The following is a 21,544-nucleotide window of genomic DNA, read 5'->3' on the forward strand; positions in this document are numbered from 1 at the left end:
ATATATAGGCGAATTCGCCGACAAACTCGTAAACGGACAGGAGAGATGGACATGCAATACCGCAGGCTTGGAGGAAGCGGGCTCGCCGTATCGGCGCTGGGACTCGGCACGAATGCGTTCGGCAAGCGCAGCGACCTGGAAGCGTCGACCGCCATTGTCGATTTGGCGCTCGATCGGGGCATTAATTTCATCGACACGGCGAACATTTACGCGGGCACGGAATCGGAGACGATCATCGGCCATGCGCTGCGCGGCCAACGCGACCGGGCCGTGCTGGCCACGAAGGCGGGCCTGCCGCGCAGGGAAGGCCCGAACGGGAGCGGCTCCTCGCGCTACCATCTGCAGCGGGAGCTGGATGAAAGCTTGAAGCGGCTGCAGACGGACTACGTCGACCTGTACCAGATCCATACGTTCGATCCGTACACGCCGCTCGAGGAGACGCTCCGCGCGCTGGACGACTTCGTCCGCGCGGGCAAAGTGCGCTACGTCGGCGCATCCAATTACGCCGCGTGGGAGCTGACGAAGGCGCTCGGCATCAGCGAGCTGAAGAGCCTGAACCGCTTCGTGTCCATCCAGACCAGCTATTCGCTGGCCGACCGCACGCCGGAGCGCGAGCTCGTGCCGGCCTGCGTCGACCAGGAAGTCGGCATCATCCCGTACTTCCCCCTGGCCGGCGGCATCCTGAGCGGCAAATACGCGCCGAATGCGTCCGGCGCCGCGCCGAAAGGCTCGCGGGCCGAGACCGATCAAGGCTTCAACCGCTTCATGAAGGACCGCGAGCTGTCGCTCGGCCAGGCGGTCAAGCGCATCGCGGACGCGCACGGCTTCCGTCCGGGGGCGCTTTCCCTCGCTTGGCTGATGGCCCGTCCGGCCGTGTCCACGGTCATCGTGGGCGCGACGAAGGCCGTGCAGGTCGAAGACAACCTGAGCAGCCTCGACATCGCGCTGACGGCAGAGCTTCAAGCCGAGCTGGACGCGGTCAGCGAAGCGTTCCGCCACGGGGAGCCGTTCGCCGTGTACCGGCTCCCTTAGATAGCGGACGGTCGGGTCCCGCGCAAACGAAGCGCATGCGGCGGGAACAGAAGTTTCGCTCTTTTTACTGCGCTGTTGCACGCTGCTCCGCGTACCTCCGGAGGCGTTGAAGCCTAGGTCCGTATACATGATAGAGCGTCCTTACGAGGAACAACGAACCAACGCAAACTAAAGCTGCCGAAAGCCGGCAGCTTTTTGATTTGATTAGAAAACAAGCGATTCGCGGTTTAATTGGCCTTGCTGCCTACACGGATCCGAGGGTTTAACAGAAAATAGACGATATCGGCAATCCAAGAGAACAAAACGACCACAACCGTGATGATCATGATGACGCTGAGTAGTACTGGAAGGTTGCGACCTTCAGCGGAGTGAACCATTAACGATCCGAGACCGTTCCAATTGAACACTCTCTCGACGACCGCCGAAGAGCTGATAAGCAATGGCAAATCCATTGCGGCGAAGGTTACGACCGGTATCATCGCGTTTTTGAGGGCATGTCTCAGGATGACTCGCTTTTCGGAATTCCCTTTAGCCCGGGCAGTCAGCAGATAAGCCGAAGGAAGCACCTCCTGCAGGCTTGAGCGAATGAACTTGAGATACGAAGCGACCATGCCCAACGTCAAGGTTCCCACGGGCAGAATCATATGTTGAATGAGATCCTGCAGGTTTCCTTCCTTGCTTGGCGTATGTATGCTGCTTGGAGGGAGCCAGAACAGGTGAAACGCAAATATTTGTTGAATCCAGATAGCGGCGGCGGCGCCAGGCAGAGCGAATCCGACCAAGGCCAGGACGGCAGCCACCCGTTCCGATAGGCCTCCCGACCGGTAGCCGTTATAGATTGCCCACGGAAACGCGATCATGAGCGATAGAAGCCAGGAAGTGCCAATCAGGATCAGGCTGTTCTGCGCATTCTTCCAGATGTAGTCGCTGATCGGCTGAGCAAAGAAATCCAGACCAAGCCCTCCATGCCGAAGATCCTTGAGCCAATGCCAGTATTGCACGGGGATGGGCAGGTCTAATCCCAAAGCATGCTTCTGGGCCTCGATGGCTTGTATTTGCTCCGTCGTCATTCCGACCCCCGACCACATGTCTCCCGGCATTTTATGGATCACGTAAAAGCATGCAGCGGAAACGATCAGGAGCACGAAAAAAGATTGAACCGTCCTTCGAATGATGAATTTCCACATTTCAGACCCTCGCTAACTGGAATGGTTTATACAGGTGCATCTCGTCTCCGGACCACGTGTTCGGGGCGCGTTCTCGGCGTGAAATCTTGTTGCATCTTTCTTATCGGACGGAAATTAAGTTCAGTATAGCTAGGTGCGATTTTTATGTCAATATTTCTGACATTAATATGTTCGTATTTGGAAAAAATCATTGATATCTATCGCTATGTGTAGATTGTTGGCACTCGTCGCGGCTGAATTGAGATAATATGCGCTTCAATCCTGGCAAATAGGAATGAAATATTAAATTAATGTAAGGAATGTTTACTTATATGTAGATAAGTGATGTTAATTTATGGGTAGCCAAAGGGGGATAGCAAGAGAGACGCCGCAAGCTGGATGAAGTCGTGGCGTTTGCCGGCAGTCCCAACGTTAATTATTCAAAAAGCCGCCTCGTACCGGTTCTTATTCCCGGTACGAGGCGGCTTTTTCGCGTTCCCGCGGCCGCACGGAGCTCCGGCGTTTGACCGCATTCGTCCGTCCGCGCGTTTATCGATTGGATAAGATGGAAAAATTAATAAGTAACACCGACAAGGAGACTGCCTATGAAGGCCACCGCCGACCCGCAAACGATTTCTTCCGTGATGGAAGATAATTATAAAACGCTGTGCGACATTTATTCGAAGTGCAACGATATCATCTTCCGCGAGCTCAAGATCGGGGGGAAGACGGAGTCGTTTCTCGTCTTCATCGACGGCATGGTCAATGTCGAGGTGCTGGACCTGCATATCGTCCGCTGTCTCCAACGCTTGACGGAGCCGCTCACGAACGAGAACTGCATGGAAGTATTGGGAGGCGAACTGTCCATCTCCAATTTGCTGTCGGTCGAATCCATCGAGGATGCCGTATCGCATATCGGGATGGGCTGCATCACCTTGTTCGTGGACGGGATCAAGATATGCTTCTCCATGGGACTGGCCAAATGGGAAAAACGCGGTATCGAGGAGCCGGCCGCGGAATCCGTCGTGCGCGGTCCGAGAGAAGGATTCACGGAGACGATGAGCGTGAACCGGGCCATGCTGCGCCGCAAAATCAAGACGCCCGCGCTCAAAATGGTCCCGTACCGCCTCGGGCGTCAAACCCATACGGAAGTGAATCTGACCTACATCGAAGGCATCGCGAGCGAGGCGCTGGTGAACGAGGCCAACGACCGCATCTCCGGCATCGATATCGACGGCATTCTGGAGAGCGGCTACGTGGAGGGCTTGATCGAGGACAGTCCCTTCTCGCCCTTTCCGCAGATGCAGGTCACGGAACGGCCCGATGTCGTCAGCGCGGCCCTGCTGGAAGGCCGGGTCGCCATTCTCGTCGACGGCACGCCGTTCGTGCTGATCGCGCCAGCCACGTTGTTCACCATGATGCAGTCGCCCGAGGATTACTACCAGCGGTTCTATATCGGCACGCTGATTCGCTGGCTACGCTATCTCTTCTTCATCACGACGCTGATTTTGCCTTCCTTATATGTCGCGATCCTCACGTTTCACCAGGAGATGGTTCCGACCTCCCTGCTGCTCAGCATCGCGAAATCCAGGGAAGACATTCCGTTCCCGGCGCTCGTGGAAGCGCTTCTGATGGAAGTGTCGTTCGAAGCGCTGCGCGAGGCCGGCGTCCGATTGCCCAAGCAGGTCGGCGCCGCCGTCAGCATCGTCGGCGCGCTCGTCATCGGGCAGGCGGCAACGTCCGCCGGACTCGTCTCGGCACCGATGGTCATGGTTGTCGCCATTACCGGGATCGCCTCTTTCATGATGCCGCAATACAGCGCCGGGATCGCCATCCGGATGCTTCGTTTCCCGATCATGTTCCTATCCGGCGTCTTGGGTCTGCTCGGCCTGATGCTGGGCATTATCTTCATCGTGGTCCACCTCTGCTCCCTGCGCTCCTTCGGCGTTCCTTATCTGCAGCCGATCGCGCCGATGAAAGGCAACGAAATGAAAGACGTGCTTGCCCGGTCGCCGATATGGATGCAGCGCAGACGGCCCAAATTAACCGGTAGGCCGAATAACGTTAACCGTCAAGCTCCGGGCATGAAGCCAGAACCGCCAAAAGGGAATGAGTCGTCATGATCGAAAAAGGCCGCATATCGCCGCTTCAGCTCGCCATATTCATGCATCCCACCGTCCTGGCCACGGCGTCGCTTTCCGTCCCGGCCATCACGATGAAAACGGCGGGCCACGACATGTGGGCCGCGCCGATCGTGTCGTCCCTGATCGGATTTCTGGTCGTGTTCGTCATGTTCAAACTGCATGAGCGGTACCCGAACGAGACGTTCATCCAATACAGCGAATCCATCCTCGGGAAGTACCTCGGCCGGGCGATCGGGCTGGCCTATATCTTCTCGTTCCTGTTCACCAACGGCATCGTGATTCGCGAATACGGGGAATTCATCGCCGCGACGTTCCTGCTTGAAACCCCGATGGTGTTCGTCGTCGTGGGTCTGATGATCGTTTGCGCTTATGCGCTCCACCAAGGCATCGAAGTGTGGGCGAGGGCGGCGCAGCTGCTCGTGCCGACCGCACTCGTCATCATTGTTTTCATGCTGGTTATCATGGTGCCGGATATGCACGTCAAGGAAATGTTTCCGATCATGGAGTACGGCCCGCTTCCGCTTCTTCGGGCGTCGATCGTCCCGTCCTCCTGGTATTCGCAGTATTTCATCATTGCGATTTTTTTGCCCTATTTGTCGAAAAAGGGCCGTACCGCTTTGAATTGGTCGATGATCAGCGTGGTCGCGTCCCTCGCGACGATGACGCTGATCAACTTTGCGGTGCTGTTTATCTTCGGCAACGTCAACAAGAGCTACAATTACCCGTTCCTGATCGCCGTGCGCTACGTCTCCCTGTCCGATTTCATCGAGCATATCGAATCCTTGCTGATGACGGCGTGGCTTGTCGCGATCTTTATCAAGATCACGGTCGTCTACTATGCCGCCGCGCTCGGCACGGCGCAGATGCTGCGGCTATCCGACTACCGCGTGCTGATCGCGCCGATCGGCCTGCTCATGATCCTGCTCAGCCTCTGGTGCGCGCCGAATCTGGAGGAGCTGACGGAGCTGCTGGGCAGGAGCGTTCCCTTTTTCTCGTCGATCTTCCAGATCTGGATTCCGCTGCTGATGCTCGGCTTCGCCATGGCAAGGGGGGCGCGCGCTTCATGAGGAGAAGACGCATTGGCCGAATCGTCCTTCTGATGATGGTCTTGCTCGGCGCTTTGCCTCTGGCGGGTTGTTGGGACCGGACGGAAGTGAATGACCTGGGGTTAATCACGGGGGCGGCCATCGACAAGTACAATGACAAGTTGATTCAGCTTTCCGTGCAAATCTTCATTCCCCGGGCAGCAGCCGGCGGAGGCGGCACCGGCGGCATGGAGATGAGCGGCAAGGGCGGCGGCGCCGGCAGCACGTTCGTGCATTCCGCCACCGGCGAGAACATTGCCGACGCGCTGTCGCATCTGCAGGAGAAGATGCCGCGCAAGCTGTTCTGGGGACATGCCGAAGTCATTATTTTCGGAGAAGCCCAAGCCAGGGCGGGCATCGGCGACGACGTCGATTACTTGATGCGCGCGCCGCAGCCCCGCGAACGGGCTTATATCTACGTTTGCAGCGGCAAGGCAAGGAAGGCGCTGGAAATGCAGGCCGTGCTGGAGCGGGATTCCTCGGAGGCGCTCCGCGAGATCGCCAAGAGCAAGGCGTCCATGAGCGTGACCATGACGGAGCTTGCCCAGATGCTCACCGACCATTCCGGTGGCGCCGCCTTGCCCTGGCTCAGGCAGAACCCGGCGAGATCCAAACGCAATCCCGACAGCACGTCCAATTACACCAACGGCACGGCCATCTTCAAGGGAGACCGGATGATCGGCGTCGTGGACGAAGGCGTGACCAGAGGGATCTTATGGCTGCGCGACGAGATCGTGGATGCCGTCATCACGGTTACGCCCGAAGGCGCCAAAGGGACCGTTTCCGCCAAGCTGCTCCGCAGCAAGACGAGGCTGATTCCGCATATCAAGGACGGCAAATGGAGCATGACCGTCCGGATCCATGTGGAGACCGCCGCGCTTCAGAATGCCTCATCGGCAAACTTATTGTCCAACCCCTTAGACGTCAAGCGCGTAGAGGCGGCCATGAACGCGGAGATGTTGGACCGCGTGAAGCAATCGCTCAAGAAAGTCCAAAAGGATATGAAGTCGGACGTATTCGATTTCGCCGGCGAATTCCACCGCGCGTATCCGAAGGAGTGGCACCGCAACAAGGCGCGTTGGGACGATATTTTCCCCGAAGTTGAAGTTAAGGTCGAACCCGATGCCAGACTGCTGCGGCCGGGATTGACCAATGTGCAGTCGACGACGAAAGCTGGTGAAGAACAATGACGTGGTATGCCATTCCAAGCTTGCTTACGATAAGTCTGCTCATCGCGGGCATCCAATGGCGATGGACGCGCCAATCGCCGGCGAAAGAGAAAGTCGTGTGCCTGGCGATGTTGGCCCTCGGCTGGACGGTAGGGGTGCTCCTGTATATCTATCCTCATCTGCCGGGGCCAAGCCAGCTCGTGGACTTGCTGTTCGGACGCATCGGGTCGATGCTGATTACGCAAGGGCAGGCGGACTCATGAAAGCGGCGCGTATCGGAGGCAAGCAGCTGTTCTGTCTCATGGCGGTCATGCAATCGGGGATGAACGTGCTTCTTACCATCAATCCGGCCATCATGATCGCGAAGCAGGATGCTTGGCTGTCGATGATCGTGGCCGGCACGGTCGGCGTGTTCATGGCTTTCGTGCATTCCAGGCTCAGCCGGCTCTTTCCGGGGCTGACCTTGGTCGAGTTCGCCGTGCGGATCGCGGGCAAATGGGCGGGGAACGTGATCGTCGGGCTCTATATGGTGTTCTTTTACGTTGTCCTCGGCATGATTCTCCGGCAGTATACGGAATTCATTCTGTCGACGATCTTGCCGAAAACCCCCATGCTGGTTCCGCTTGTCTCGATGTTTTTAGTTGCCATCTATGTCACGGCGTCTGGCATCGAGGTGCTGGCGAGATGCGCGGAAGTGTTCGGGCCGTTCATTCTGGGCGGCATTTTCGTGCCGCTCTTGCTGACGATCCACGACGTGAAGGTCAATAATCTGTTTCCGATCTATGCGGATACGGGGTTAACGAACATCGTGCTCGGCTCGCTGCCGACCATGACGTTCCTCGGCGATTGCGCGATGCTGATGATGCTGTACGCGTTCGTGGGGGATGCCAAACGAGGCACGAAGTTTGCGCTTTGGGGCGTCGGCACGTCCGCGTTTCTGACCCTTGCCTCCACGCTTATGGTTATCGCGGTGCTGAGTCAGGCTCAGGGAGCCGGCATCACCTACCCGTATTTCAATTTGATCCGCAACACCTCGTATTTCGATTTCGTGCAAAATCTCGATTCGCTCGTCATCGCGATTTGGATCGTCAGCGTGTTCATCAAAGTATCGCTCTATTTCTTCGTCTGCGTCTACGGGACGGCGCAGTGGGTCAAAGTGCGGAAGTGGAAACGCATGATCTGGATCTCGGCGCCGATCGTATTCGTCATCTCGCTCATTCCGCGCGACTTCGTGGAAAGCTCCGTTATCTTCCCGCAGAAGATCGCGATTCCGTACATCCTCCCCTACCATATGTTCGGCATCCCGCTCGTGCTGTGGGCGATAGCGAAGCTGCGCCATCTCGGAAAGCCGGCCGTCGGGAAAAATTAACCCTTGCGCCGGAAGGCGGATTCTTGCGATACTGGACGTAAAAGCAAACGGCGGAAAACGACATCCCTCTCCGGCTTCGGAGAGGGATGTTTTCGCGTCCGGAACGGAAGGTAGATCGAATGACGGCCGCAGGCATGGATTTTTTCGCGCGCAAGCAGGCGGAGCTTGGCGTGGCATTGAACGAGGTACAGAAGAAGGCCGTGCTGCACGCGGACGGCGCGCTGCTCCTGCTCGCGTCGCCCGGATCCGGCAAGACGACGACGATCATCATGCGCATCGGCTATCTCATCGAGGCGAAGGGCGTTCATCCGTCGCGGATCAAGGCGGTGACGTTCAGCCGGGCTTCGGCGCAGGACATGAAGGAGCGCTACGGCCGCTTTTTCCCGGATCATCCGGAAGGCGGCGTCCAGTTCTCCACCATTCACAGCTTCGCGTTCGAGGTGATGCGGGAACATTTGCGGCGCTCGCGCCTGTCGTTCCAGATCATCGAGGGCGAAGTGGAACAGCCCGAGGAGGAAGAGCTGCCGCTGCACAAGAAGCTGATTCTTCGCGACCTGTACCGCAAGGTGAAGGGCGAGAATTTGACCGAGGACCAGATGGAAGAGCTGACGACGTACATCAGCTTCCTCAAGAACAAGCTGATCCCCGAGCGCGAGTGGGCAGAAGTGCGGTGCGACGTGCCGGAGGCGGCCGCGGTCGCGAAGGAATACGAGGCGTTCAAGCGGTCGTTCGCGGGCAAGCTGCTCGTGGATTACGACGATATGCTCGTGCTGGCGAACGATGCGCTGGAGAGCGGCGGCGAGCTGCTGTGGAAATACCAGAACCGGTACGATTACGTGCTGACCGACGAAAGCCAGGACACGTCGCTCGTGCAGCATGCCATTATCGAGAAGCTGGCGAGAAGGCACGGCTGCCTGTGCGTCGTGGCGGACGACGATCAGAGCATCTACACGTGGCGGGCCGCGGAGCCCCAGTATTTGCTGGATTTCCGGAACGTGTTTCCCGATGCCGCCATCCTGAAGATGGAACAGAATTACCGGTCCTCGCGCAATATCGTGGACATCGCGAACCGGTTCATCAAGCGTAACGAGAAGCGCTACGACAAAAACATGTTCACCCGCAATTCCGGCAGCCGGCCGATCTTCCTGAAGCAGCTGGACGATTACAAGGGCCAGGCGAAGTATGTGGCGTCGGCGGTCGAAGGCACGGAGCCGCTCTCCGAGACGGCCGTCCTGTACCGCAACAACGCCTCGTCGATCATGCTCATGAACGAATTCGACCGCCGGGGCATACCGTTCTACATGAAGGACGGCGACAACCGTTTCTTCTCGCACTGGGTGCTGGAGGACGTGCTCGGCTTCATGCGCATGGCGTACACCGACAAGCGGCCCGACCTGCTGGAGAAGATCCACACCAAGATGGCCGGTTACATAACCAAGGTGCAAATGGCGGCGCTGAACGCGCTGGACAACGGCGAATCCGTCTTCGACAACCTGCTCGCGCACGTACCGCTGCAGAGCTACCAGCCGAAGCAGCTGGCGGACTGCAAGGAAGCGTTCCAATCGATGCGGGGCATGGACCCGCGCGCGGCCATCCGGCTTATCCGGTTCAGGCTCGGCTACGAGCGGGCGATCGACCGGATGTGCGAGCGGCTCGGCTTCCGCCGGGAGAATCTGATCGGCATGCTGAACACGCTCGAGGACATCGCGGACGGGCTGGAGACGCTGGAGGATTTCGCGAACCGGCTGAAATACTTGGAAGCGGCGATGAAGGCGTCCAAGAAAAACAAGCACGCGGACGCCGTCACGTTCTCCACGCTGCACAGCGCCAAAGGCTTGGAGTTCGAGCGCGTGTTCATGGTCGATCTCATCGACGGGATCATTCCTTCGAACGACGATATGAAGAAAGAGGACGGCGAGGTATCCGACGAGATGGAAGAAGCGGTGCGGTTGTTCTACGTCGGCATGACAAGGGCCAAGCGCGAGCTGACGCTGCTTAGCTATGCCAGGCGCGACGGGGAGGACGTGAAGGAATCGCAATTCGTGAAGGCGGTCCGCGAGCTGCAATCGCCGCCTCCGCCCGCGCCGCCCTCCGTCGTCCGGCCCGAGGCGGCTTGGCAGACCGAATCCGGAGGCGGAGCGCGGCCGGCAGCGGCGAAGAAGGCGCCGGCCGCCAAGCGGCTGCGCGCGCCGGGGAGCCCGGGATCCGGCGTCACGGTTACCGAAGGCCGGCCGGGCGAAGCGGCCTCCGAGCGCAACCCGCATGCGCTGAAGAGCTTCGACGGCTTAAAGCCCGGCGACGTCCTCGTCCATTCCGCCTTCGGGGCCGGGGAGTTCGTATCGGCGAACCGGGACTTCGTCGAGATCCGCTTCGGCATCGGCATCCGCAAGCTGTCCGCGGCCGCCTGCATCGGAGCGGGCATGCTGACGCTCCGGTAGGCTTCTTCTTTTTTGTCCGTTTCCCGCATAAGCTTGGAAGGGAAAGCGGACAAACGCCAGGAGGAGGCCGTCGCATGCGAAGGTGGGGGAGAAGAGGCTGGCGGAGCAGGGGCGTCCGCCGCCGTTCCGGCGGCAAGAACGGCAAGTCCGGCAAGCTGCTGACCCGCCGAAGGGTGGTTTTCCTGCTGGTTTTGCTGTTTCTGCTGTTCTTCTTCCAGACGTTCATTTTCATCGAGCGCAACCTGCAGAAGCCGCTGATGACCGTCGCGGAGGTCCGCGTGAAGCAGGTGGCGACGCAAGCGATCAACAAGTCGATCACGGAGCAGGTGGCGGATCAGACCGACGCCGACAAGCTGATCGAATGGAAAACGAACGCGGCCGGCAAAATATCCGGCTTCATGCTCAATTACGCGGAGCATATGCGCATTACGTCGGAGACGATCGACACGGTGCAGAACACGCTCGACCGCATGGGCGACATTCCCGAGAAGATTCCGCTCGGCCAGGCGCTCGGAAGCGCGATTATCGCGTCGTTCGGACCCCGCATCCCCGTCAAGTTCGAGCCGATCGGAGCGGTGAAAGTGGACCTGAATACCCGGCAGAAAGATGCCGGCATCAATATGATTCTCGTGGAAGTGTACATGCATATCGTGGCGGAGGTATCGATTATCATTCCGTTCGACACGAAGCCCGAGCTGGTGGAGACGGAAATCCCGATATCGTATCTGCTCGTCGTCGGCGACGTGCCGACGTATTACTACGACGGCAAGGGCAACCCGGTCGGCGAGACCGCGCCGAATGCGCCGAGCATCGCCATCCCCGCGGAGCCGGGCAAGGACGATGCGGACGTCATTGCCGGCGGCGACGAATCGACGCCGAACGAGAGCGATCCGCCGGCCGACGCGGAAACACCGGAGGATACCCCGTAATAGATGCAAAAAAGAGCGCTTATCGGCCGGTTCCGGATAAGCGCTCTTCTTGTTACGCGGCCCGCGGGCTAATGCCTGCGCAGGCGGCGTCTTTCTTCGGTTTCCCACTGCCTCAGGCTCGGATACGGATCGAAGGACCATTCGACGAGGCCGCGGTCGCGGTAAATCCCGTAATGCAGATGCGGCGGGAATTTGCCCTGCGTGCCGGGCCGGCCGTAGCCGGAGCTGCCTACCCATCCGATCACTTGGCCGGGCTTTACGACGGAGCCCGCGTCTATGGTCTTGTCATAGCCGGACAGATGCGCATAATAATGATAGTAATTATTGAGATCGCGGATGCCGAGCCGCCAACCGCCGTACGGGTTCCATCCCTTCACCTCGATAATGCCGAAGCAGGTGCTCCGCACGGGTACGCCGTGATTGGCGAAAATATCGGTGCCCTCGTGGATCCGGTACCCGCCCCAGCTTCGGCGCGTTCCCCACGTTCCTTTGTAGGAATAATTGGAGCCGATCGGAATTGGAAACGCATGCTGGAACAGGTCGAGCTTGCCGTACGTCTCGTAGAGCCGCGAGAACTGCCGGATGCGCTGCACGGCTCTCGTATTGTGGTAATACTGCCACAGGCCGATGGAGAAATCGTCCTCTTCCGTGCCGTACTGCAGCAAATGGTTCGCGACGGCATACAGCAGATCGGTGTCGTTCGTGCGTTTGGCCAGCCCGTCGCCGTCGCCGTCTTCGCCGATTCCCTTGAACCAGTGGATCGACAACGGAAACTCGTCGCCGCTGTCCGGATTCAGCTCGCCGGCCCACTCCTTGTCCGTCACGAACACGCTGACGAACGCGCCCAGTTGTTGGCGGGTTTTGGGGCGGGCCCTCGTCATCGTCCGTTCGTACTGATCGACGGCGGCCAAGCGAAACCAAGGTACGCCGGTCACGACGCTGATCTCGTCGTACAGGATTCGGCGTTTGGCATAGATGTCGGCGGGGGACATCGCTTTGCCCGTTTCCGCGGCGCGCGCCCGTTCCGGCAGCGGCTGCAGGAGCAGCGAAAGCGCGATCGGGATTACCGCCATGAGGCGGATGGCATATGATTTCACAGATTCAGCCTCCAACAAAACGACCGTCGCGGACGCGGCGAGCATGCGCTGCGGCGCTTCGCTCCCGGCCGGTCGATCCTCTTCAACGGATGCAGCTCTAGCGGCGCTGTCCTGCTGTTATGGTTTGCAAATCATTGGTTTTTATCCGAAACATGCTATAATAAAACGAAAGTGAACAAGGAAAGCAGGTACCAGCGCATGAAGACAAAAGAGAAACAACCCAAGCCGGATTGGCTGCGAATAAAATTAACGACCGGCGGCAATTACGCCGAACTCAAAGATATGATGCGTTCCAAGACGCTGCACACGGTGTGCGAGGAAGCGCGCTGCCCGAACATTTACGAATGCTGGGCGAACCGGACGGCGACGTTCATGATCCTGGGCGATATCTGCACGCGTGCCTGCCGGTTCTGCGCGGTGAAGACCGGCCTGCCGACGGAGCTTGACCTGCAGGAGCCGGAGCGCGTGGCGGAAGCCGCGGAGCAAATGGGCTTGCGCCACTGCGTTATCACCTCCGTGGCGCGCGACGATTTGGCCGATGGCGGAGCGAGCATTTTCGTGGAAACGATCAAAGCCGTCCGCCGCAAGCTGCCCCTGTGCAGCGTGGAAGTGCTCATCCCCGATTTCATGGGCAATTGGGATGCGCTGCAAGCGGTGATGGACGCGAAACCCGATATTTTGAACCATAATATAGAGACCGTCGCCAGACTTTCCGACCGGGTGCGCGCGAAAGCGAAATACCCGCGCTCCATGGAGCTCCTGCGGCGGGCGAAGGAAATGAAGCCGGACATCCCGACCAAATCGAGCATCATGCTCGGCGTCGGCGAGGAATGGGATGAAATTTTGCAGGCGATGGACGATCTGCGCGCCGTGGATTGCAACATTTTGACGCTCGGTCAATATTTGCAGCCGTCGCCGACCCATATGCCGATCGCGCGCTACGTGCATCCCGACGAGTTTGCGAAGCTCAAAGAAGAAGGCTTGAAGCGCGGGTTCAGCCATGTGGAATCGGCACCGCTCGTTCGCAGCTCCTATCATGCGCATGAGCAGGTGAAGTCCGCGGAGGAAGCACAAAGCGCATCCCTGTGAGCTTATGCTTACGAAGTAGTTTTGCTCATTTTTGCCGGATATCCGGAAGCAAACTGTGATCGCAAAACTTTTAAGGAGTGAGAAGCAGCCTTGATCCATATAAGCGGCAGAACCTACGCATTGATACACGAAAACAGAAACGGCTGGAATTTCGAAGCGTTCAGGGAGCGCTACAGCGAAGTGTTGGAACGGTACGATTATGTCATCGGGGATTGGGGATATAATCAGCTGCGCCTGAAAGGTTTTTTTCGCGACGGCAATCCGAAAGCGACCCGGGAATCCGTCATCTCCTCGATGGCGGACTACATCAACGAATATTGCAATTTCGGCTGCGCCTACTTCGTGCTCGAGAAACAGCCGGGCAGCTCGAAGCTGGGCGAGGACGGCGAAACCGGCGAGGACGGCGAGCTGCGGGTCGTAGAACTGCCGGATAGCGCCGAAGAAGCCTATCTGACGGCTTCCCGCGTCATCGCGGCCGCCAAAGCGAGCGATGCGCCGGCTGCGGAGAACCAGCATGTCAAATTCATGCCCCGCCACGAGCGGGACTTGCGCCGCGAGCAGCAGCGCAACAGCCGCAGGGAGACGGTCAAGGAGCCGGAGAAAGAAAAGGACGACAAACGCGAGAACCGCAAGCCGAACGGCAAGGACCGCGACCAGGGCAACCGCCAGGGGCAGCCGGGCGGCCGGGGGCAAGGCCAGCAGCATGAGCGCGGCGAACGCCAGAACCGGGGCGAACGTCCGGAGCGCGGCGACAAGCAGGAACGCGGCGAACGCCAAGAGCGCGGCGGCCAAGAACGAAGCGAGCGGGCCGAGCAGAACCGCGGCGAGCAGCGGAGCGAACGTCCGGAACGCGGCGAGCGTCCGGAACGGTCGGAACGCAGCCGCAACAAGCAGCGCCATTTCAATCCCAATCAGCAGCATCAGAAGGCGCCGGTCGCGGCAGCCTCCGAACCCGGACACCGCCCCCAACAGCCGAACAAGGCCAAGGACGCGGCTCCGAAACAAAGCTGACGACGCGGGGCGGATGGCGTCCAGACCGAAGAATATAGAGCTTGAAGATAAAAGAATGCCATGCGGGCAACAAGCCTGCATGGCATTCTTTGTTTTCGGCCGAAGCGCGTTCGCCACGGTGTCGTTATTTCACTTCGTAGCCCAAGAACGCCTCGCGCACCCGGTTCCAAAACGGGAAAGGCCGGTAGCGGGCAAAGCTGATTTTGCGCGCGGACACGCTGCAGCGGATGGAACGAATATCGGATCGCGTGATGTTCAAATGATCGAAGGTGAGCTGGAGCCGCTGGTCTTTGCGCGATATGATGTCGCAGTGATGATGCTGCGGCAGGACGACCGACGAGCCGAGCGTCCGGTACACGCGGTTGTTGATGGACGCGATCTCGGCGATTTGCAGGCAGTCGATGGACGGATGGATGACCGCGCCGCCCAAGCTTTTATTGTAGGCGGTGCTGCCGGAAGGCGTCGATACGACGATGCCGTCGCCCCGGAACATCTCGAACAGCTCGTCGTTGATGTCGATCTGGGCGACCAGCGTGTTGTCGACGCCCTTCAGCGTGAATTCGTTTACCGCTATATAAGTGGACAGCCCTTCGGACGTGTCGAGCACGATCTCCGCGAGCGGATAACGCACGATCTTGGGCTCGTCCTCCGCCATCATGCGGACCAGCTCCTCGAGCTCGTCCACCTTCCAATCGGCGAAGAAGCCGAGATGGCCGGTATGGATGCCGACGAACGCGATATCTTCGATGCGGTCCACGTATTTGTGAAATGCTTGCAGCAGCGTCCCGTCGCCGCCGATCGATATGACCATGGCGGGCATATCGTCGCTCCGCGTCAGTCCGCGGGCAGCCGCTAAGGTATGGAAATCGGCGGCAAGCTTCTTCGACAGCTTATCGCCTCTGTCAATAACGACGTAATTCAAACGTTGTGGCCCCTTCCGCACGGCCGAATCCGAACGAGCAACCGCGCCGCGTGCGGCATCGGCTGCCCAAATCCCGAAATCAGCCTGTTCTTCTTGCATCATAGCCGAAAACGGGGCTGAATACAACGTCAGGCGGCCGGACCGAGCCAGCCCCAAAACGCGTAAACCAAGACGGCGGCAATGAAGCCGTGCAGCAGGCGCGCGAGGAGAAAAGGCTTGTAGCGCAAATCCGTGCGGCTCAGCAGGCTGGCGACTTGGGCGTGGACGGACAAGCCGGCCCAGGACAGCACGAATGCGGCGATCGCCGCCTGCTGCATGAGCCCGCTGCCCCCGGCGCTGCCCGCCGCTCGCGCGCCGAGCGTCACTTCGAAGATGCCGCTCACGACCGCGTCCGACAACGCCGGCGGCATGCCGACGGCCCCGAGCAGCAGGCGAATCGCGCCGGCCAGCACCTCGATGCTTCCCGTCTGGCGGAGCAGCTCCATGATGACGGAGAAGACGACGACGAGACCGCCGACGACGATCATGAGGCGCAGCGCGGCCTGGACCGCGTCCTGCAGCAGCGTGCCGAGCGGGCGGCCGTCCATCATTCGGGCAGTATGCATGGCATGAATGGCCTCGGCGAGCCTGCTTTTCTTTCTTCTCCCGGCTCTGCCGCCCTTTTCCGCCGATTCGCCGCTGGCGGGGGCATGGCGGTCGTGAAACCGCATCAGCAGTCCGATGATCAGGCCGCCGCCGTAGTGGGCGGCGGCGAGGACGGGGGCGAGCGCGACGCTGTGGAAAAATCCGACCGAGACCGCCCCGATCAGGAAGATCGGATCCGACGTCGTCGTGAAGGCGACGAGCCGTTCGCCCTCCGCGCGGTTGATTAGCTTCTGCTCCCAGAGCTGCGCCGTCAGCCGCGCGCCGACGGGATAACCGGAAGCGTAGCCCATGGTGACGACGAATCCGCCGATGCCCGGGATGCGGAAGAGCGGGCGCATGAAGGGATCCAGGATCTTGCCGAAGAAATGCACGATGCCGAAGCCAAGCAGCAGTTCGGAGATGACGAAGAAGGGGAAGAGCGCCGGAAACAATACTTCCCACCATATCGATAATCCCCGCAAGGATGCTTCCAACGCTTGCGCGGGGAACGCCGCCAGCAGCAACGCGAGCACGGCCGCCGACCATGCGGGAATGACGGACGGGCGGAGCAAGAAACGGACGATATGCAAGGGGGGCTCCCTCCTATGGGCAATTGAAATCGTACTCTTATTGCTATATGTTCCAGTGCGTACAATCATCACTTGTCCCTGCGGAACCTGTCCCGCAAAGGCAGGAAAAATGCCAGATTTACGGCAAAATATTTTTTTAGAAAACGCTTGCAAAACAGGGTGTCTTTTTGTCCCGGGTATGGTACAATCGGATTAAGCTAATCGAACGCACGAGGTGATGACGATGAGTATTATTGCCGGCATTCTTGTCTGCGCTTTCGTTTACGTCATCCGTGAGTCGCTTGTGGCTCCCGGAGAAGAGGATTACGAGAGTTGATCCAGCTGCCTTAGTCGTTTGTTTATACTACTGCCGCAATGCCCTCCTACAAGAGGGCATTTTTTTGATTTTTAACCGTTCGATTGTTTGATGAGGAAAAATGAAAAACTAATTCAAAAGACCTAAAAAACGGAGATGAAAATGACGATGAATAACTATAGCACTATTTTTGAAGCGGTCGGAGGAGTCGAAGGAATCAGAAAAATCGTGGAGGCCTTTTACCCCAAGGTACTGAAAAACCCGCTGATCGGTCCTCTTTTCCCGGCTGACATCGATCCCGTCATGGATCGGCAGACCTTGTTCCTGTCGCAATTTTTCGGCGGTCCTTCCCTGTACTCGGATCAACACGGCCATCCCATGATGCGGGCGCGCCATCTTCCCTTTCCCATTACGCCGGAACGCGCCGAAGCCTGGCTGGGCTGCATGCGGGAGGCGCTCGCCGAGACCGATCTGCCCCATGAGCTGCAGGAGCTGATCCTGGTGCGGCTGTCGGGGCCGGCGCATCATTTTATTAACCAACCTTAAATGACCTGGAGACGTGATGACGATATGGAGCCCCTTTACACGACAAAGAAAACGTGCATTTGCTGCGAGACTTCCTATCAGACATCGCGTGTCCGTCCCAGCTTCAAAAAAGCGGATAGCCGGGATACCGACTTCCGCGCTTGCTACGAAGGCGAGATCAACCCGGATTATTACGTCGCGTGCGTTTGCCCGGAATGCGGGTTCACCTCGACGGAGAACGGCATGACGTCCATGACGGACACGCAGCGGCAAAAGTATTACGGCGAGATCGGCGCGCGCTGGACGCACCGCGATTACGGCGGCAGCCGTACGAGGGCACAAGCGTTGGTCTGCTTCAAACTCGCGCTGGTCTGTGCGGGCCTTGTCGGGGAAAAGGAACGCGTGGTGGCCGGCATTCTTCATCATATCGCATGGCTGTACCGCACCGAAGACGGCGCCGAGCAGGAGCAGCGCTTTCTGCGATACGCCCTGGATGCGTACGTCGCCGTATTCGAAACGGAAGGGGTATCGCTGAATAACGCCAAGCTGATGTATCTGATCGGGGAATTGCATCGCCGAATCGGCGATCCGCGCACGGCCGTCCGCTGGTTCTCCCGCGTCGTGAACGACAAGAAAATCACGGATGCCGCGATGATTCGCGCAAGCCGGGAGCAGTGGCAGCAGATTCGCGAAGCGCAGACGGGCCTGGACGAGGAGACGGCTGCGGGAATCGCATAAATGAACGAAAAAAAGCCGTCCGGGCATCTAGCCCGGGCGGCTTTTTGTCGTTTGATTCGTTGGAGAAAGATGAGTCCGGCGGCCGCCGATCGGCATTGGCCGCTGCAAATTATGCGCGCCTGAGCACCGTATCCGTCAGCAGGTAGTCCTGGTCCGTGTCCACGACGGTCAAGCGGTTGCGGCAGCAGGGGAAGACGAGCAGCTTCTTTTTGCCGTCATGAATGTCGGAGAGTTCTCTAGGCCTTAGCGGCAGCAGGACGTTGTCCTTGCCGCAGAACGGACAAGAAGCAACGTACACGTCCTTCATGATGATGTCGTACGGCCAAGTGCGTTCGAACGGAATCACGGCTTATCCTCTCCTTGAGGATCGGCATCGCCCGCGGGAGCGGCGTCGGCCTTCGCCAGCTCGGCGATTTTCTGCAGCAGGATGTGTTTCGGCATATGCATGAGATGCTCCAGCGGAACGTTCAATTGCTTGGCCAGCTTCACGGCCGTCTCGGCGGAAAGCTGCAATGGTTGTGACATCGGTGTCAACTCCTTATCGTCATGGCCTTCGTCGGAAGCAAGGCCTTCACTTGCATAAAGTGGTAAATGGGACAAGACGTCCGTTATAATCAGTTATACACCGACGCGGCCCATTACGCAACGCGCAGAAAACGGATAAGCCGGCGCTGCGGGCTGCGCCCGCAAAAACTTAAGCGTATGCTTACGAAGCAGTTTTTGCTTTACCTCGCCGGATCGCCGGCTGCGGGCCGTGCCCGCAAAAACTTTTAGGAGGCCAATATGACCCACTATCCGATGACTTGGGACTTAGACGTGATTTATCCGGGCGGATCGAGCTCCGCCGCGTTTCTGGAGGAGCTGGCCGGCATGGAGCGCGACATCGCGGCGCTGACGGGCGATCTTGCGGCGCTGGCGCCGAACGCGGTTCCGGACGCGAAGCAATTATCCGCTTGGACGGCCGACGTGCAATCGATCTTGCTGCGGATTCGGCAATCCGATTCCTTCGTGTCCTGCCTGCAGGCGCAGCAGATGAAAGACGCGGCCGCTACCGGCTTGAACGACCGCGTGAAGACGATGTCGGCGAAGTTCAATGCCGCCCTGACGAGCTTCGACGAGAAGCTGCTCCGGACGGACGACGCCGCTTGGCGGGCATGGCTGCAGTCGAACGACGCCGCGCCGGTCGCGTTCGTGCTGAACGAGCGCCGCGAAGCGGCAAGGGACAAGCTCCCGCCGGAGCAGGAAGCGCTGGCAGGCGAGCTGGCGGTCGACGGGTATCATGGCTGGGGCGATTTCTACAACACGATCGTCTCCCGCATGCGTTTTGAAGTCACGGAGGCGAACGGCGAGACGAAAGGACTGTCGGCGGGGCAAATGTTCAACCGTCTCTCGAACAGCAACCGCTCCGTGCGCGAAGCGGCTTTCCAAGAGTGGGAACGGGGCTGGGGCGAGCAGGCCGATCTGTGCGCGGATGCGCTGAACCGGATTTCGGGCTTCCGCTTGAAGCTGTACGGCAAGCGCGGCTGGGACGCGATCCTGAAGGAGCCGCTGGACATGAATCGCATGAGCGAAGCGACGCTGAACGCGATGTGGTCGGCGGTTACGGAAGGCAAGCCGAAGCTCGTGCGTTACCTCGAGCGCAAAGCGAAGCTGCTCGGCGTCAACAAGCTCGACTGGTATGACGTCAACGCGCCGCTAGGTTCTACCGACAAGAAGGTTTCCTATGACGAGGCTGCGGCTTTGATTAAAGAACAGTTCGGCTCGTTCAGTCCGGATCTGGCCGATTTCACGGAGATGGCGTTCAAGGACGCCTGGATCGAAGCGGAAGACCGGCCCGGCAAACGTCCCGGCGGTTTCTGCACGGCGTTTCCGAAGAGCGAGCAGACGCGGATTTTCATGACCTATTCGGGAACGCCGGACAATGTGTCGACTCTCGCGCACGAGCTCGGCCATGCATATCACCAGCATGTCATGAACGACCTGCCGCCGCTGGCGCAGGAGTACGCGATGAACGTCGCCGAGACGGCCTCGACGTTCGCCGAAATGATCGTGGCGGATTCCGCGCTGGAAGCGGCGACCGAACGCGACGAGAAGCTGGCGCTCCTGGACGAGAAGCTGCAAAATGCGGTCGCGTTCTTCATGAACATCCACGCCCGGTTCCTTTTCGAGAATCGGTTCTACGAGAAACGCCGCGAAGGCATGGTGAGCCAGGACGAGCTGAACAAGCTGATGGAAGAGGCGCAGAAGGAAGCGTTCAGCGGCGCGCTGGGCGAGCTGCATCCGCATTTTTGGGCGGCGAAGCTGCATTTCTATTTGACGGACGTGCCGTTCTATAACTTCCCTTATACCTTCGGTTATTTGTTCAGCGGCGGCATCTATGCCATCGCGAAGAAGGAAGGCGCATCGTTCGCGGAACGTTATGTCGCGCTCCTGCGGGATACGGGCCTCATGACGGTCGAAGACCTGGCCGAGAAGCATCTGGGCGTCCGGCTCGACGAGCCGGCGTTCTGGCGCGAAGCCGTCGCGCTGCTGCTCGAAGACGTGGATGCGTTCGTCGCGTTGACGGAAGAATAATTCGAGCTTCGTCGCGGGACGGAACGGTCGGCTTGCGCGCGGATGAATGAAATCGCCTTGAACGTGGAATACTGAAGCATAGAAGGAACGGTGCGGCCTTATTAGGCGTCTGCGCCGTTTTTCTGTCCTATATGGACAGGTTGCTTTGCAGGGTTAACACGAAAGGAGACTTCGGATGCAGCAGGAGCAGACGTTTGTCATGGTGAAGCCGGATGGGGTGAGGCGCGGACTGGTCGGCGCGGTTATCGCCCGTTTCGAGCAAAAGGGGTTCAAGCTTGCGGCGATTGAACTGCTGACTATCGATCGCGACTTGGCGGAACGGCACTACGGCGATTTGCGGGCGAAACCGTTCTTCGGCGAGCTGGTCGATTATTTGACGTCGGGGCCGGTATGCGCCATGGTCTGGCAGGGCGAGCACGCAGTCGAAAACGCGCGCTCGCTGATCGGGAAAACGAATCCCGCGGAGGCAACGCCCGGGACGATCAGAGGCGATTTCGCGATGGATATCGCGGGCAATATCGTGCATGGCTCGGACTCAGCGGCGAGCGCGGCGCGGGAGATTCAATTGTTCTTCGGCAGGCATGCCGCTTCGCATCCCCTCGATCTGTTTGCCGGGGACGAAGCGAGGCATGGCGACGAGCATATGCTGCATTAGCCGAATCATTCTGCGCTTGAATGACCTGATTTGGAAAAGCCCTCGCGATCTCATGAACGAGATCGGAGGGCTTTTGGCTGTCTATCGACGGT

General features: G+C 59.1%; 20 protein-coding genes. 14 read left to right on the forward strand and 6 right to left on the reverse strand.

Going from position 1 to position 21,544, the window contains the following annotated elements; genetic code table 11:
- Positions 1-51: 51 nt before the first annotated feature.
- Positions 52-1,032, forward strand: coding sequence for an aldo/keto reductase (locus AC50YL_RS27190; RefSeq protein ID WP_494836124.1), 981 nt, complete (start codon positions 52-54; stop codon positions 1,030-1,032).
- A 227-nt stretch (positions 1,033-1,259) separates the two neighbouring features.
- Here the strand turns inward: AC50YL_RS27190 and AC50YL_RS27195 are convergent, their stop codons facing one another.
- Entirely contained in the window at positions 1,260-2,219 is a 960-nt protein-coding gene (locus AC50YL_RS27195; RefSeq protein WP_494836126.1) for an ABC transporter permease, read from the reverse strand.
- A gap of 584 nt (positions 2,220-2,803) precedes the next feature.
- Here AC50YL_RS27195 and AC50YL_RS27200 point away from each other — a divergent pair.
- The 7 genes from AC50YL_RS27200 to yunB all read left to right on the forward strand — a co-directional run bounded on the left by AC50YL_RS27200 (position 2,804) and on the right by yunB (position 11,332).
- Complete coding sequence (locus AC50YL_RS27200; protein WP_494836127.1) at positions 2,804-4,321, forward strand: spore germination protein; 1,518 nt, start codon at positions 2,804-2,806, stop codon at positions 4,319-4,321.
- On the forward strand, positions 4,318-5,409 hold the full coding sequence (locus AC50YL_RS27205) for a GerAB/ArcD/ProY family transporter (protein WP_494836129.1): 1,092 nt from the start codon (positions 4,318-4,320) through the stop codon (positions 5,407-5,409). Before AC50YL_RS27200 ends, AC50YL_RS27205 begins: the two co-directional genes overlap by 4 nt.
- Positions 5,406-6,617, forward strand: coding sequence for a Ger(x)C family spore germination protein (locus AC50YL_RS27210; RefSeq protein ID WP_494836131.1), 1,212 nt, complete (start codon positions 5,406-5,408; stop codon positions 6,615-6,617). Before AC50YL_RS27205 ends, AC50YL_RS27210 begins: the two co-directional genes overlap by 4 nt.
- Positions 6,614-6,859 (forward strand): hypothetical protein, encoded by a 246-nt coding sequence (locus AC50YL_RS27215; RefSeq protein ID WP_494836133.1) that lies wholly within the window; start codon positions 6,614-6,616, stop codon positions 6,857-6,859. The genes AC50YL_RS27210 and AC50YL_RS27215 overlap by 4 nt, the downstream gene beginning before the upstream one ends.
- Entirely contained in the window at positions 6,856-7,965 is a 1,110-nt protein-coding gene (locus tag AC50YL_RS27220; protein WP_494836134.1) for a GerAB/ArcD/ProY family transporter, read from the forward strand. Before AC50YL_RS27215 ends, AC50YL_RS27220 begins: the two co-directional genes overlap by 4 nt.
- Before the next feature lie 119 nt (positions 7,966-8,084).
- Complete coding sequence (locus AC50YL_RS27225) at positions 8,085-10,403, forward strand: ATP-dependent helicase (protein WP_494836136.1); 2,319 nt, start codon at positions 8,085-8,087, stop codon at positions 10,401-10,403.
- Positions 10,404-10,477: 74 nt separating this feature from the next.
- Positions 10,478-11,332, forward strand: coding sequence for a sporulation protein YunB (gene yunB, locus AC50YL_RS27230; protein WP_494836137.1), 855 nt, complete (start codon positions 10,478-10,480; stop codon positions 11,330-11,332).
- A gap of 68 nt (positions 11,333-11,400) precedes the next feature.
- Here yunB and AC50YL_RS27235 read toward each other — a convergent pair whose 3' ends face one another.
- The gene (locus AC50YL_RS27235; RefSeq protein WP_494836716.1) at positions 11,401-12,405 is read right to left on the reverse strand and encodes a M23 family metallopeptidase; all 1,005 of its coding nucleotides are present in this window, start codon (positions 12,403-12,405) and stop codon (positions 11,401-11,403) included.
- 135 nt (positions 12,406-12,540) lie between these two features.
- On the opposite strand from AC50YL_RS27235, the gene lipA reads away from it, so the two are divergent.
- Together lipA and AC50YL_RS27245 are read left to right on the forward strand one after the other, a co-directional pair.
- Positions 12,541-13,518 carry a lipoyl synthase gene (gene lipA, locus AC50YL_RS27240; protein ID WP_494836717.1) on the forward strand — a complete coding sequence of 326 codons (978 nt, stop codon included), beginning with the start codon at positions 12,541-12,543 and terminating at the stop codon, positions 13,516-13,518.
- 120 nt (positions 13,519-13,638) lie between these two features.
- Positions 13,639-14,529 (forward strand): YutD family protein, encoded by an 891-nt coding sequence (locus tag AC50YL_RS27245; protein ID WP_494836139.1) that lies wholly within the window; start codon positions 13,639-13,641, stop codon positions 14,527-14,529.
- 124 nt (positions 14,530-14,653) lie between these two features.
- Here the strand turns inward: AC50YL_RS27245 and AC50YL_RS27250 are convergent, their stop codons facing one another.
- Both AC50YL_RS27250 and ylbJ read right to left on the reverse strand, forming a co-directional pair.
- The gene (locus tag AC50YL_RS27250) at positions 14,654-15,451 is read right to left on the reverse strand and encodes an NAD kinase (protein ID WP_494836140.1); all 798 of its coding nucleotides are present in this window, start codon (positions 15,449-15,451) and stop codon (positions 14,654-14,656) included.
- A 128-nt stretch (positions 15,452-15,579) separates the two neighbouring features.
- Positions 15,580-16,659 carry a sporulation integral membrane protein YlbJ gene (ylbJ, locus tag AC50YL_RS27255; RefSeq protein ID WP_494836719.1) on the reverse strand — a complete coding sequence of 360 codons (1,080 nt, stop codon included), beginning with the start codon at positions 16,657-16,659 and terminating at the stop codon, positions 15,580-15,582.
- Between the two features lie 469 nt (positions 16,660-17,128).
- Here ylbJ and AC50YL_RS27260 point away from each other — a divergent pair, with 469 nt between their 5' ends.
- Complete coding sequence (locus tag AC50YL_RS27260; protein ID WP_161746747.1) at positions 17,129-17,506, forward strand: globin domain-containing protein; 378 nt, start codon at positions 17,129-17,131, stop codon at positions 17,504-17,506.
- A gap of 24 nt (positions 17,507-17,530) precedes the next feature.
- Positions 17,531-18,223, forward strand: coding sequence for a DUF2225 domain-containing protein (locus AC50YL_RS27265; protein WP_494836141.1), 693 nt, complete (start codon positions 17,531-17,533; stop codon positions 18,221-18,223).
- Positions 18,224-18,332: 109 nt separating this feature from the next.
- Here AC50YL_RS27265 and AC50YL_RS27270 read toward each other — a convergent pair whose 3' ends face one another.
- Both AC50YL_RS27270 and AC50YL_RS27275 read right to left on the reverse strand, forming a co-directional pair.
- Positions 18,333-18,569, reverse strand: a complete 237-nt coding sequence (locus AC50YL_RS27270; RefSeq protein WP_161746694.1) for a hypothetical protein — start codon at positions 18,567-18,569, stop codon at positions 18,333-18,335.
- Positions 18,566-18,748 carry a YycC family protein gene (locus AC50YL_RS27275; RefSeq protein ID WP_494836143.1) on the reverse strand — a complete coding sequence of 61 codons (183 nt, stop codon included), beginning with the start codon at positions 18,746-18,748 and terminating at the stop codon, positions 18,566-18,568. Before AC50YL_RS27275 ends, AC50YL_RS27270 begins: the two co-directional genes overlap by 4 nt.
- Positions 18,749-19,006: 258 nt before the next feature.
- Here AC50YL_RS27275 and AC50YL_RS27280 point away from each other — a divergent pair, with 258 nt between their 5' ends.
- Together AC50YL_RS27280 and ndk are read left to right on the forward strand one after the other, a co-directional pair.
- Positions 19,007-20,797 carry a M3 family oligoendopeptidase gene (locus AC50YL_RS27280; RefSeq protein WP_494836144.1) on the forward strand — a complete coding sequence of 597 codons (1,791 nt, stop codon included), beginning with the start codon at positions 19,007-19,009 and terminating at the stop codon, positions 20,795-20,797.
- A gap of 175 nt (positions 20,798-20,972) precedes the next feature.
- The gene (gene ndk / locus AC50YL_RS27285) at positions 20,973-21,452 is read left to right on the forward strand and encodes a nucleoside-diphosphate kinase (RefSeq protein WP_494836146.1); all 480 of its coding nucleotides are present in this window, start codon (positions 20,973-20,975) and stop codon (positions 21,450-21,452) included.
- Positions 21,453-21,544: the final 92 nt, after the last annotated feature.

The sequence above is a fragment of the Paenibacillus sp. J22P277 genome (genome assembly GCF_059383675.1).